This is a genomic window from Streptomyces sp. NPDC058284 (assembly GCF_042881135.1).
Lineage (GTDB): Bacteria > Actinomycetota > Actinomycetes > Streptomycetales > Streptomycetaceae > Streptomyces.
The window spans coordinates 32,204-45,598 of the sequence record NZ_JBHVYE010000019.1; the positions used below are offsets into that span (position 1 = coordinate 32,204).

The window sequence follows — 13,395 nt, forward strand, 5'->3', positions numbered from 1 at the left end:
GCTACGCTCACGCCCATGGATCCCGCGGTCATCGGCACCCGCCTGGCATCGAGCGCCATCACCCCGCTGATCAAGAAGCTTTTCGTGCGGGAGGGGCCGGGGGCGGGCCTGGTGGAGAGGCCGGTGCGGCTGTCCGCGCTGGTGTCGTTCAAAGGGGAGAAACGCACGCTCGGCGAGCTGGACGTGCGCCGTCTCGCGGAGCGGCTGGTGCGGCAGTCCCTGGCCTCCCCCGGTGAGCGTCCCTTCCCGCCGGACGAGGACAGGGTGGTCACGGATGCCCTGGCCCGGGTGCTGCTCGCGGTCGGTGACCTGGACATGGACGACGTCCAGGCGGTCCGACTCGGCCACCAGAAACTGGCCCGCGACCTCCTGCGCGCCGCGGCGGCCGGCGGCTCGCACCCCGCCGCCGGGCTCTCCCGGGACGCCGCCCTCTACCTCGACTCGGTCACCGAGTGGGCCTGCCTGCACATCCTGCAGTTCTTCACCCAGCGGTCCACGTTCGTGGCGGCGACCCTGGTCGCACAGGGCCGGGGCCAGGACGGGCTGATCGCGAAGGTCGACGAGTTGATCGCCCGCGGGGCGACGCCCGGCGCGGAGGACCTCGCCTTCGAACGCCGCTATCTCGCGTACGTCGCGAAGAAGCACAGCAAGCTGACGATCTTCGGCATCGATCTGACGGGCTCCCCGGGGAAGTGGCCGCTGGACGCGGCCTACATGTCACTGGAGGCGGTGGCGCCCGGACGGCTGGAGACGGTCCGCTATGCGACGGGGGCCGAGCACCGCACGGCAGAGGTGGCGGTCGTCGAGCTCACGCCCCCGCTCCCCGCGGACCAGGCGCTCGCCACCCACGACCGGGTCCTCCTGCGGGGCGAGGCGGGCTCCGGCAAGACCACGCTCGTGCAGTGGCTGGCGGTGGGCGCGGCGCGCGGGGACATGGCTGACCCCGGCGGCGCCGGTAAGCACATGACGTACCTCGACGACCGCGTCCCCTACGTACTCCCCTTGCGTACCCTCACCCGCCACGGCGAGCGCCTGCCCGCCCCCGCGGACTTCCTCGCCTCAGTGGGGTGCCCCCTCGCGGGGACCCAGCCGAAGGGATGGGAGGCACGCGTCCTGACGGCAGCCCGTGCCCTCGTCCTGATCGACGGCATCGACGAGATCCCGGAGGCCGAGCGCGCCCGGACCCGCGCCTGGCTGAGCGACCTCATCGACGCGTTCCCCGGCAACCGCTGGCTGGTGACGTCGCGCCCCTCGGCCGTGCGCGAGGACTGGTTGACCGAGGAGGGCTTCACGGAACTGACGCTCTCCGCGATGCGCGGGGCGGAGGTGGCGGCTTTCGTCGAGCGATGGCACGCGGCGGCGACCACCGGAGTCCCCGAGGAGGACACCGCGCTCGCACGGTACGAGGCGCAGCTCCTGGAAGCGGTGCGGTCCAAACCGGATCTGGGCCGGCTCGCGACCAACCCTTTGATGTGCGGCCTGATCTGCGCCCTGCACCGGGACCGGCGGGGCTTCCTGCCGCTGGGCCGCAAGGACCTGTACACGGCGGCCCTCTCCATGCTCCTGGTACGCCGCGACCGCGAACGTCACATGGCGGTGCCGGAGTTGCGCGAGGAACCGCAGCTCCAGCTCCTGCAACGGCTCGCGTACTGGCTGATCCGCAACGGCCGTACGGTGATGGACGTTTCGCGGGCGGAGTCGCTCATCGCGGACGCGCTGCCCGCGGTGCCCGAGCTGGCCGTGCTCGGCGACGCACGGGCGGTCTACACCCACTTCCTGCACCGCAGCGGCCTCCTGCGCGAACCCGGCCCCGGCACCGTCCACTTCGTCCACCGCACCTTCCAGGACTTCCTGGGCGCGCGGGCCGCGGTCGACGAGGGCGACTTCGGGCTCCTCGCGCGCCACGCCGCGGACGACCAGTGGGAGGACGTCATCCGCATGGCGGTGGCGCAGGCGCGTCCTCGTGAGCGGGCGGAGATCCTGACCGGACTGCTCGCGTACGGGGACGGCCACCCGGACGAGCGGGCCAGGAAGCGGATCCATCTCCTGGCGGCGGCCTGCCTGGAACACGCGGCGGAGCTGGCGCCGGCGGTGCGGGAGGAGGTGGAGCGGCGGACGGCGGCACTGATTCCGCCGCGCAGTCCGTCGGAGGCCCGTGACCTCGCGGAGGCCGGCCCCGTGGTGCTCGACCTGCTCCCGGGACCGGACGAACTGACCGACGACGGGGCCCGGCACGTGACCATCACCGCGACCCGCGTCCGGTCGGACGCGGCGATCCCTTTCCTGGCCCGGTTCGCGCGGCACTCGAGTCTCGCCGTACGCAGCCAGCTGATGTGGGGGTGGCACCGGTACGACTGTCGCGCGTACGCCGACCAGGTCATCACCCAGCTCGACGACGGGGAGACACACTTCACGATCCTCAACGACGACCAGGCGGCGGAACTGGAGCGGCTGGGGGTGCGGCCGAAATATCTGGACCTGCGTACGGGAGTCTCCCCGCAGACCGCCTCTCGGCTGCTCGTGGCCTGCGCGCCCACGTTCCTGATGCTCCAGACTCCTCCGGCCCGCCTCACCCCGGAAGCGCTGGCATCCCTGCGGGACCTCACCGACCTGCGCATCATCGACGTCGACGAGCCCTGGGACCTTTCCCTGTTCCCCTCCGACGCGCCCCTGCGCACGCTGGGGCTGCTGGACGCCGTCGACAGCGTCACCGACATCCACCACATGGAACGATGGGAGGAGTTGGACTGGGTCATCTTCAGCGCCTCGATCCGCCTGGACGCCGCGCAGTGGGGTGTCCTCGCCCGCCTCCCTCATCTCTCGAAGCTGACCATGTCGTCCGACAGCCTCGCAGCCGCGCCGCCCGGACTGACCCTGCCCGGCGTCACAGAGCTGCACGTGTCCCCCAAGGGCGTGTGGGATGCCGCGGTAGCCCGCCTCGTGACGCTCCTGCCCGCACTCGTCGACGTGAACGTGCTCACCCCTCCGGGGCACGAAACGCTGGACGTCACCCCTCTGGCGGGCCTTCGGTCCCTCAGCCGCCTGCGCGTACCCACTCCCACGGCCACCGGCCGGGAAGCCCTGCCCGCCCGGGTCGGGGTGACCGCCTACGACCCCCTCACCGATTGAGCTGAAACCACACGCCTTTGCCCACGCTCGCGGGCGTCACCCCGCAAGCTCGGAGGTGCAGAGAGCGGCGTCCCCCAGGTGGCCGAGGCCGAGGGTTTCCGCCTCGCATGGCGGCGCGCTGGAGACCGTACTGATGGAACATCCCGCGCAGTCGATGTTCCTCCACGGGGAAGACACCGTTACCAAGTACCGCCGCCAGTTTGAACGGCTCGGCGCAGCAGCACTCCCGGCGATCGACACGACGGTGATCCCCGTCAAGCACGGAACACGGGATTCGCTGGGCCTCGTCCAACACATCCTGTACACCCTCCTGGGAGCACAAGCATGAGCACTCTCGACTGGCAGAAGTCCTCCTTCAGCGGCGACCAGGCGAACTGCGTCTACGTGGCCGCACACCACACCGGGCGGATCCACCTCCAAGAGAGCGACGCCCCGACCACCACACTCACCACCAGCCCCACCGCCTTCGCCGCCCTGATACGCACCCTCACCTCGTCCAACCACACCGTTCGGGTGACGTGACCCCAATCGCGCCCCAGCCCCAGAAGATGGCCCGCACGTGGCCGGGAGCAATTGCGCAACAACCCGTTGCCCAATTGCCCTGGGGACACATCACCGTCCTCATGACCAAGTTGGACACCCCGTCCGAGCTGGACTTCTACGCCGCCCAAGCCGTCCGCAACGGCTGGTCCCGTGCCATTCCGGACCGCTTCATCCGCCAGGGGCTGCACCTCACCCAGGGCGCCGCCGCCAACAACTTCGCCGCGACCGTGCCGGACGGACGCGACCATCGGGTTCCTCATCGGGGCCCGCCACAACAAGGCCGCCGTCCAGCTGGCCCTCGACGCCGGCAGCGACCCGATGGCCGTCACCTCGTACTCCACGCTCGCCCCGAAGGCGCGGGAATTGGTGCCCAGTGAGGATGACTTGGCCCGCGTGGTGCAGGTCGCCATCGATGGGGTCCAGCCCTCGCCGGGAGCCGCCCACGCATGACGTAACTGCCGCGCCCACAAGCCCCGTTGGCCTACCCTCGGTACATGGTCGACCCCGGAGCCCTCGGTGCCCGTCTCGCCTCCAGTGCGGTCGCGCCGCTCGTGAAGAAGCTCTTCGTGAAGGATCAGCCGGGGGCGGGGCTGGTCGCCAAGCCCGTGCGGATATCCGCGCTCGTTTCGTTCAGGGGCGAGAAGCGCGGCGTCACGCCGAAGGACGTCGAGAAGATCGCCGATGAGCTGGTGCGCAGGGCGTTGAAAGCCGCCGGGCCCGGCGAGCGGCCCGTGGACGCCGGGGATGCCGTCGCCGTCAGGGACGCGCTCGCGCGGGCGCTCGCCGGGCTCGGGACGCTCACCATCGAGGACTACGAGGCCGTCGCCCTCGGGCCCGAGGAGTTCGCGCGCAGGCTGAGCGCGCAGTCCGCCGTGGTCGTCGCCACGTTCGCGCTGAGCGCCGACGCCGAGATCTTCTACGAGCGGCTGCTCCATACCGCGTCCCTGCACATCCTGAACTTCTTCACGCAGCGCTCCACGTACATCGCCCGGCTCCAGACCGCGCAGAGCCAGCAGCTCGCGCGGCTCGTCACCGCCATCGACGTACTCCTCGAACGGCTGCCGTCGCAGTCGAGCGCGGACGCCGCCTTCGAGGCGCGGTACGCGGCGTACATCGTGGAGCGGCACGGCACGCTCACCATCTATGGTCTCGACGTCTACGCGGGGACCAGCGAATGGCCGCTGGACGCCGCCTACCTCAGCCTGGAGGCGACCAAGGAGCAGCCCGAGGAGGGCGGGACGCGGGTGGCCGCCGAGCGGGTCCTCGCCCACCACGACCACGTGCTGCTGCGCGGCGTCGCCGGGTCGGGCAAGACCACGCTCGTGCAGTGGCTGGCGGTGACGGCGGCCGACCGGACGTACGCGCACGGGCTCACGCATCTCATCGGCCGCGTGCCGTTCGTGCTGCCGATGCGGCGGATCGTCAGGACGGGGGCGGAACTGCCCATTCCGAGTGACTTCCTGGCGGCCGTCGGATGCCTGGTCGCCGGGGAGCAGCCGGCGGGCTGGGTGGAGCGGGTGCTGCGGGCGCGGCGCGGCGTGCTGCTCGTCGACGGCCTCGACGAGATCTCCGAGGACCGGCGCGCGGCGGCCAAGCGCTGGCTGCGGGATCTGACACGTACGTTCCCGGGCAATCTGTGGCTCGTCACGTCCCGCCCGTCCGCCGTCCCCGACAAGTGGCTGGACGCCACCGGTTTCGCCGAGCTCACGCTCTCGCCGATGGGGCGGGACGACGTCGCCACGTTCGTCCACCGCTGGCACCGCGCGGCGGGCGTCGAGGAGGCGGTCGGCGAGGCGCTCCTTCAGTCGGTGCGGGCGGCCTCCGAGCTGAACCGGCTCGCCACGAATCCGCTGATGTGCGGCATGCTCTGTGCCCTCCACCGCGACCGGCGGGGTTTTCTGCCGCAGGACAGGAAGTCGTTGTACGAGGCCGCGCTGACGATGCTCCTGGAGCGCCGGGACGTGGAGCGGGAGCTGTATCCCTCGTCCGGGTCGCGAATCCCGTTCGCCATCCAGATCCAGCTGCTCCAGAAGCTCGCGTGGTGGTTGATCCGCAACAGCCGGGCGGAGATGGACCGTTCGGACGCCGTGCACATCCTCGGCGACGCGGCGCCCTCGATGGGTCTCGACGGCGGCGGCGAGGGCGTCTACGGCTCGCTGCTCCTGCGGTCGGGGCTGCTGCGCGAGCCCGCCGAGGGCCGGGTGCACTTCCTGCACCGCACCTTCCAGGACTACCTGGGCTCCCGCCTCGCCGTGCAGGAGCTGGACTTCGACCTGCTCCTGAGCCACGCCGACGCGGCCGAGTGGGAGGACGTCATCCTGCTGGCCGTCGCGCACGCGCGGCCGAAGGAGGCGGAACAGATGCTGCGGCGCCTCGTGGAGCGCGGCAGTCCGCACGCCAAACTGCTCGCGGCGGCCTCGCTGCCGTACGCGGCGGAGGTGGCGCCGGCCGTGCGGGCGCTGGTGGAGGAGGGCCTGCGTTCGCTCGTGCCGCCCAGGTCGGAGCGCGAGGCGTACGACCTGGCGGAGGTGGGCAGCGAGCTGGCACTCGGCCTGCTGCCCGGGCCCGGCGAGGTCGACGACGAGATCGCGTACCTGGTGCCGCTGGCCGCCGCCAAGGTCGCGAGCCCGGCCGCGCTGCACTTCCTGACCCGCTTCCGCGACCACCCCGACCGCAAGGTGCAGCTGGCCCTCGCGGCGTCCTGGACGTTCTACGACCGGGAGCTCTACCTCCGGGAGATCATCATGCGGCTTTCGCAGCGCCCCATGGTCCCCGCGCACGGCCCCGACGACCTGCGCGCCCTGCGCTCCATCGGCGGCTGGCCCAGCATCAAGGTCGTCGGCGCCTACCGCGTCGAGGACCTCGTCGAACTCATCGTGCCCGAGCAGCTCGTCCGCCTCGCCCTGGACGCGCCGCACCCCGTGGAGGGCCTCGCCTGGCTCTCGGCCTTCCCCCACCTCGCCGTCGTCGACATGGGCACCGAGGTGAGCGCCGCGACCGCGCAGCGGATACCGCCCGGTGTGCAGCTCAACCAGCCCCCGCGCAGGCGCGCTTGACCTAGGCTTGGCTCCTGCGGCAGGCCCGTTCGCGGCACGCCGGACCACGCACGAACATGCACGACCACGGCACCACCAGACCACGGCAAGACCCGACTACGGCACGACCCGACCCAGGGACCGCGATGCCCATGGAGCCCGTAGTACGCACCCCGTCGACCCTCTCCGCCCCCCTCGTGCAGCGGCTGTTCCGCGTCCCGCCCCGGCCCCCCAAGACCCCCGACCTGATCGCCGCCCTCGCCACCTGGCGGGGGCCCGACGCCCCGGCCGACCCGGACGAAGTCCACCGCACCGCCGCCGAGTTCATCCAGCTCGCCGCCGAGACGCACTCCACGCCCACCCGCGAACTGCCCGCCGTGGCCGACGTGCTGACCCGCACCCTGCTCGCCATCGGCGAACTCGACCTCACCGACGCCGACGCCGTGCGCCTGGGGCCCCAGGACTACGCCAGGCGGCTGCGCGGCGCCGTCCAGGGCGCCGACCGCCGCCTCTCCCCCGACGCCGCCTGGTTCCACGACGAACTGCTCGTCGCCGTCTGCCTGCACGTCCTGCACCACCTCGTGCGCCGCTCCCCGTACATCCAGCGGCACCTGCCCGAGCGCGCGAGCCGGGTGCGCCAGCTCGTCGACCTCAACGACGCCGAGGCCGCCGCCGCGGCCCGCCGCCCCCAGCCCTCCCAGGAGGACGCCGACTTCGAGGCCGCGTACGCGCAGGAGGTCGTGCGCCAGCACGGCTGGCTGACCATCGTCGGCGTCGACTTCGCCAACGCGCCCGACCGCTGGCCCCTGGAGGACACCTACCTCAGCCTCCAGGCGGAGGAGCACCCCGGCGGCCCTGTGACAGGCGCCCAGCAGCGCACGGTGCTCCTCGCCGACCGGGCGCTGGAGGGCCATGAACGGGTCCTGCTGCGCGGTGTCGCGGGCTCCGGCAAGACGACCCTCGTGCAGTGGCTCGCGGTGGCCGCCGCCCGCGAGGGAGCCAGGGTCCCCTTCGTCCTGCCGGTACGCCGCTTCGCCCGCGAGGGCTTCCCCGCCCCGGACGACTTCCTGCGCGCCGTGCGCCATCCGCTGGCCGGGCGGGAACCCGAGGGCTGGGTCGTGCGCACGCTCCTCGCGGGCCGCGCCCTGCTCCTCGTCGACGGCATCGACGAGGCGCCCGAGGAGACCCGCGGCGCCCTGCGCGACCAGCTCCGCCGGCTCCTCCGCGTCTTCTCAGGCACCGCCTGCCTGGTCACTTCGCGCCCCTCCGCCGTGGAGGACGGCTGGCTCGCCCAGGAGCGCCTCGCCGAGGAGGGCTTCACGGAGCTGTCGCTCGCCCCGATGTCCCGCGACCAGGTCACCCGCTTCATCCGCGACTGGCACAGCGCCGCGATGGGCGACGACCAGTACGGAGAGCAGCCCGACCGCGACGACCTCAAGGAGTACGAGCAGCGCCTCCTGCACTCCGTACGCATCTACCGCGAGCTGCGCCAGCTCGCCACCAACCCGCTGATGTGCGGCCTGATATGCGCTCTCAACCGTGACCGCTCGGGCTCCCTGCCCAAGGGCCGCAAGGAGCTCTACGACGCCGCCCTGGAGATGCTCCTGCAACGCCGCGACCCCGAACGCGACGTGCTCTACGCGGACGACGTACGCCTCCAGCAGGGCGCCCGGGAACTCCTGCTGCGCAAACTCGCCCACGCCATGCTCGCGGAGGGCGTCTCGGAACTGCCGCGCGGGCGGGTCGTCGAGGTCCTCGACGCGGCGCTGCCCGCCATCCCCTCGGCCCGCGCCGCGGGCGACGGCGAGAAGATCTTCCGCCATCTGCTGCACCGCACCGGACTGCTGCGCGAACTGGCGGGCATCTCCGTCGAGTTCATCCACCGGACCTTCCAGGACTACCTGGCCGCCAAGGAGATCGTGGCCCGCGGCCATCTGCACACCCTCGTCGACCACGCCCACCAGCCGGAGTGGGAGGAGGTCATCCGGATGTCCGCGGCCCACGCCCGCCCCGACGAATGCGCCCACTTCCTGGAGCACCTGCTGGCCGCCGCGCCCCACCTGCGCAGGCCGCACGTGAACCACCGGCGCCTGATGGCCGCGGCCTGCCTGGAGCACGTCAGCGAGCTGGACCCGGCCATGCAGGAACTCGTGCACCGGCGCACGAAGAACCTCCTGCGCCCCACCACCGAGCAGGGCGCCCGCAGTCTCGGCTGGGTCGGCCCCATCGTCCTTGAGCAGCTGCCGGAGCCCGAGCAGGTACCCGGTGACCAGCAGGCGCTGCTCCTGGCCATCACCGCGACCCGCGTGCAGGACGACGCGGCGATCGACTACCTCGCCCGGCTGCGCACCCGCTCCTCACTAGCCATCCGCACCGAGCTCGCCCGCCCCTGGCGCCACTTCGAGACCGAGCGGTACGCGCGCGAGATCATCGCCCACCTCGACCCGGAGGGCCTGTACTTCCCCGTGTCCGACGCGGCCGAGCTCGCGGCCCTGCGGGAACTCGGCGGGCGGCCCCGCATCCAGGTGGCCGGCATCATGCGCACCGAGGAGCTGCTCGCGGGCCTGGTCCCGGGACCTCTCACGCACCTGTGGATCAACGCCGAGCTGCCCGACCCGGACATGGCGTGGCTGGCCCGCCTCCCCGGCCTGCGTGTCCTGCGCGTCAACCCGCGCCTGCCGCGCGTACGGAACGTGCCGGAGGGCGTCACAATCACGGCCTGAGGGCCACCTCGTACGCACCAGAAAGGGGCTGCCCCGAAACCGTATGAAACGGTTCCGGGGCAGCCCCTGTGAAGCGTGGCCTGAGGCTACGCCTCCTTGCTCAGGTTCGGGCCCGCGCCGCCACCGGCGGCCGACTCGATCGGCGGCACGTCGGGCAGCGCCGCCTTCTCCTCGCCGCGGAAGGTGAACGTGGCGGTCTCGCCCTCGCCCTCCGTGTCGACGACCACGATGTGGCCGGGGCGCAGCTCGCCGAAGAGGATCTTCTCGGAGAGGGTGTCCTCGACCTCGCGCTGGATCGTGCGCCGCAGCGGACGCGCGCCGAGCACCGGGTCGTAGCCCCTCTTCGAGAGCAGCTCCTTCGCGGACTGGGAGAGCTCGATGCCCATGTCCCGGTCCTTCAGGCGCTCATCCACCTTGGTGATCATCAGGTCGACGATCTGGAGGATGTCGTCCTGCGTGAGCTGCGGGAAGACGACGACGTCGTCCACGCGGTTCAGGAACTCCGGGCGGAAGTGCTGCTTCAGCTCGTCGCTGACCTTGTTCTTCATCCGCTCGTAGTTGGACTTCGTGTCGCCCTGGGCCGCGAAGCCGAGGTTGAAGCCCTTCGAGATGTCCCGGGTGCCGAGGTTGGTCGTCATGATGATGACCGTGTTCTTGAAGTCGACGACCCGGCCCTGGGAGTCGGTCAGGCGACCGTCCTCCAGGATCTGCAGGAGCGAGTTGAAGATGTCCGGGTGGGCCTTCTCGACCTCGTCGAAGAGGACGACGGAGAACGGCTTGCGGCGGACCTTCTCGGTCAGCTGGCCGCCCTCTTCGTAACCCACGTAACCGGGGGGCGAACCGAAGAGCCGCGAGACCGTGTGCTTCTCGCTGAACTCCGACATGTCGAGGGAGATCAGCGCGTCCTCGTCGCCGAAGAGGAACTCGGCGAGCGCCTTGGACAGCTCGGTCTTACCGACACCGGACGGGCCGGCGAAGATGAACGAGCCGCCGGGACGCTTCGGGTCCTTCAGACCCGCTCGCGTACGCCGGATCGCCTTCGAGAGCGCCTTGACGGCGTCCTTCTGGCCGATGACGCGCTTGTGGAGCTCGTCCTCCATGCGCAGCAGGCGGGACGACTCCTCCTCGGTCAGCTTGAAGACCGGGATGCCCGTCGCCGTGGCGAGGACCTCGGCGATCAGCTCGCCGTCGACCTCGGCGACGACGTCCATGTCGCCGGCCTTCCACTCCTTCTCGCGCTTGGCCTTGGCGGCCAGGAGCTGCTTCTCCTTGTCGCGCAGCGAGGCGGCCTTCTCGAAGTCCTGCGAGTCGATCGCGGACTCCTTGTCGCGGCGGACGCCCGCGATCTTCTCGTCGAACTCGCGGAGGTCCGGCGGCGCGGTCATCCGGCGGATGCGCATCCGGGAACCGGCCTCGTCGATCAGGTCGATCGCCTTGTCGGGGAGGAAGCGGTCCGAGATGTACCGGTCGGCCAGGGTGGCGGCCTGCACCAGCGCCTCGTCCGTGATGGAGACCCTGTGGTGGGCCTCGTAACGGTCGCGCAGACCCTTGAGGATCTCGATGGTGTGCGGCAGCGACGGCTCCGCGACCTGGATGGGCTGGAAGCGGCGCTCAAGGGCCGCGTCCTTCTCCAGGTGCTTGCGGTACTCGTCGAGCGTGGTGGCGCCGATGGTCTGCAGCTCACCGCGGGCCAGCATCGGCTTGAGGATGCTGGCGGCGTCGATCGCGCCCTCGGCGGCGCCCGCACCCACCAGGGTGTGGAGCTCGTCGATGAACAGGATGATGTCGCCGCGGGTGCGGATCTCCTTGAGGACCTTCTTCAGGCGCTCCTCGAAGTCACCGCGGTAGCGCGAGCCTGCGACCAGCGCGCCGAGGTCGAGGGTGTAGAGGTGCTTGTCCTTGAGGGTCTCGGGCACCTCGCCCTTGACGATGGCCTGGGCGAGCCCCTCGACGACGGCGGTCTTGCCGACGCCGGGCTCACCGATGAGCACCGGGTTGTTCTTCGTACGGCGGGACAGCACCTGCATGACCCGCTCGATCTCCTTCTCGCGCCCGATGACCGGGTCGAGCTTGGACTCACGAGCGGCCTGGGTGAGGTTCCGGCCGAACTGGTCGAGGACCAGGGACGTGGAGGGCGTGCCCTCGGCAGGACCGCCGGCGGTGGCGGTCTCCTTGCCCTGGTAGCCGGAGAGCAGCTGGATGACCTGCTGCCGCACCCGGTTGAGATCGGCGCCCAGCTTGACCAGGACCTGGGCGGCGACGCCCTCGCCCTCGCGGATCAGGCCGAGCAGGATGTGCTCCGTGCCGATGTAGTTGTGGCCCAGCTGAAGGGCCTCGCGGAGCGAGAGCTCCAGGACCTTCTTGGCACGGGGGGTGAAGGGGATGTGCCCGGACGGGGCCTGCTGGCCCTGACCGATGATCTCCTCCACCTGCTGGCGGACCGCCTCGAGCGAAATCCCGAGGCTCTCCAGGGCCTTAGCGGCGACACCCTCGCCCTCGTGGATCAAGCCCAGGAGGATGTGCTCGGTGCCGATGTAGTTGTGGTTGAGCATCCGGGCTTCTTCCTGAGCCAGGACGACAACCCGCCGCGCGCGGTCGGTGAACCTCTCGAACATCGTTAATCGCTCCTCAGAGCGGTCAGGCAGTAAGGGGTCGGTCCCCTCCCTGTCCTTCCGCAGCTTAGTCCCGCAAGCGGGGACCGCTCATTCCAACTGCCGACACCCGGCCCCCTTCGCAGGGGAAGTCCTGACCTCGAACGCCGACAACAGCATCAACCCGATGGTGCGAGACGATGTTCCCGCAGGCCAGACAGTTACCCTCACCAGCACTACGCCGATGGCGAACGTACGGCGTCCGAGACTGCGTGTCGCCCCTTCCCACTAGGGATGTCTTACCCGTCGGGACTGACACTCCATGCGGCGCGCCCCGGTTCCCTCAGCTACGGGCGAACACCCTTGCATCCCCGGATACCCCTTTACGCCCCCTCGTCGACCACGTAACGCATCCAGGCCGGTACTTTCCGTAACCCTTGCGCCCTTTCGGCTGTTGCCAGGACATGGCCCCCACAGTTCCTCAGCCCCGTGTACCGGTCGAGCAGAGCGACCCGGTGCGGCAGTGGTACGAGAACGAGCTCGGCTGGGCGACGGTCCCCGGCCCCGGCCCGGTGTCCCTGGTGACGGGGCTGCGCTTCGACGTCCTGGAACTGCCGGCGGAGGCGGGCTTCGCTGCGCTGCGCCACCTCGGACCGAAGGCTCCGGTGGCACTGCGCGGGGAAACGATGCGGCTCCTGGTGAGCGCGGGGAGCGCGGAGGAGCTGCCGGGCCTGCTCGACTGGCTGGAGTGGGGGGACATTCCCCTCGGCCTCACCGCGATCGGGGCGGGCGGGCGGATCGAGGCGCCCGCACCCCCGGGCTTGTCCGGCTCTTGGGGGGCCGCCGTCTGGCTGCGGCCCCCGGAGCCCGGCTGTGAGGTGGAGCCGACGCTGCCCGCGCTGCCGTCCCTGTCCCCGATGGGGGGTGACGGGTCCGCGCTCCACAGCGACCCCGCCGTGGGCTCCGGTCTCGTACGGCTGGTGGACACGGCGGCGACTCAATGCCACCGGGTCCGGTTGCGGCGTCGCAGCCGTCAGCCGTTGGCCTTCTCGTAGGCCTCGCGAATCGAAGCGGGAACACGGCCGCGGTCATTGACCTCGAAACCGTTCTCCTTCGCCCAGGCGCGGATCGCGGCGGTGTCCTGGCTGCCGCCCGACGTCGCCGCGCGGGCCTTGCCACGGCCGCCGGAACCACGGCCTCCGGTGCGCCGACCAGCCTTGACGAAGTCCTCAAGGGCGCCACGGAGCTTGTCCGCGTTGGCCGTGGTGAGGTCGATCTCGTAGGACTTGCCGTCCAGCGCGAACGTCACGGTCTCGTCTGCCTCGCCACCGTCGAGGTCATCGACAAGAAGGACCTGAACCTTCTGTGCCACCG

At 71.0% G+C, this 13,395-nt stretch carries 9 protein-coding genes and 1 pseudogene; 8 read left to right on the forward strand and 2 right to left on the reverse strand.

Annotation, left to right across the window (positions count from 1 at the left end):
- The first annotated feature begins 15 nt into the window (after nucleotides 1–15).
- From ACFVYR_RS24995 to ACFVYR_RS25025, 7 genes and pseudogenes are all read left to right on the forward strand, one after another.
- Nucleotides 16–3,129, forward strand: coding sequence for an NACHT domain-containing protein (locus ACFVYR_RS24995; protein WP_384259117.1), 3,114 nt, complete (start codon nucleotides 16–18; stop codon nucleotides 3,127–3,129).
- Nucleotides 3,130–3,184: 55 nt separating this feature from the next.
- Complete coding sequence (locus ACFVYR_RS25000; RefSeq protein ID WP_384259119.1) at nucleotides 3,185–3,457, forward strand: Scr1 family TA system antitoxin-like transcriptional regulator; 273 nt, start codon at nucleotides 3,185–3,187, stop codon at nucleotides 3,455–3,457.
- Complete coding sequence (locus ACFVYR_RS25005; RefSeq protein WP_384259121.1) at nucleotides 3,454–3,651, forward strand: DUF397 domain-containing protein; 198 nt, start codon at nucleotides 3,454–3,456, stop codon at nucleotides 3,649–3,651. The genes ACFVYR_RS25000 and ACFVYR_RS25005 overlap by 4 nt, the downstream gene beginning before the upstream one ends.
- 26 nt (nucleotides 3,652–3,677) lie before the next feature.
- Nucleotides 3,678–3,797 (forward strand): annotated as a pseudogene (locus tag ACFVYR_RS25010) (DUF1016 domain-containing protein); the annotation flags it as partial.
- Between the two features lie 25 nt (nucleotides 3,798–3,822).
- A complete protein-coding gene (locus tag ACFVYR_RS25015; protein ID WP_389612730.1) occupies nucleotides 3,823–4,122 on the forward strand; it encodes a hypothetical protein in 300 nt (99 codons plus the stop codon).
- Nucleotides 4,123–4,166: 44 nt separating this feature from the next.
- Nucleotides 4,167–6,728 carry an NACHT domain-containing protein gene (locus tag ACFVYR_RS25020; RefSeq protein WP_384259126.1) on the forward strand — a complete coding sequence of 854 codons (2,562 nt, stop codon included), beginning with the start codon at nucleotides 4,167–4,169 and terminating at the stop codon, nucleotides 6,726–6,728.
- A 131-nt stretch (nucleotides 6,729–6,859) separates the two neighbouring features.
- Nucleotides 6,860–9,430 carry an NACHT domain-containing protein gene (locus ACFVYR_RS25025; RefSeq protein WP_384259128.1) on the forward strand — a complete coding sequence of 857 codons (2,571 nt, stop codon included), beginning with the start codon at nucleotides 6,860–6,862 and terminating at the stop codon, nucleotides 9,428–9,430.
- An 86-nt stretch (nucleotides 9,431–9,516) separates the two neighbouring features.
- Here the strand turns inward: ACFVYR_RS25025 and ACFVYR_RS25030 are convergent, their stop codons facing one another.
- Nucleotides 9,517–12,045 (reverse strand): ATP-dependent Clp protease ATP-binding subunit, encoded by a 2,529-nt coding sequence (locus ACFVYR_RS25030; RefSeq protein WP_384259130.1) that lies wholly within the window; start codon nucleotides 12,043–12,045, stop codon nucleotides 9,517–9,519.
- Nucleotides 12,046–12,485: 440 nt separating this feature from the next.
- On the opposite strand from ACFVYR_RS25030, the gene ACFVYR_RS25035 reads away from it, so the two are divergent.
- The gene (locus ACFVYR_RS25035; RefSeq protein WP_384259133.1) at nucleotides 12,486–13,076 is read left to right on the forward strand and encodes an SCO3374 family protein; all 591 of its coding nucleotides are present in this window, start codon (nucleotides 12,486–12,488) and stop codon (nucleotides 13,074–13,076) included.
- On the opposite strand, the gene ACFVYR_RS25040 is transcribed toward ACFVYR_RS25035, so the two are convergent.
- Nucleotides 13,055–13,393 (reverse strand): Lsr2 family protein, encoded by a 339-nt coding sequence (locus ACFVYR_RS25040; protein WP_384259135.1) that lies wholly within the window; start codon nucleotides 13,391–13,393, stop codon nucleotides 13,055–13,057. The genes ACFVYR_RS25035 and ACFVYR_RS25040 overlap by 22 nt on opposite strands.
- Nucleotides 13,394–13,395 lie beyond the last annotated feature (2 nt).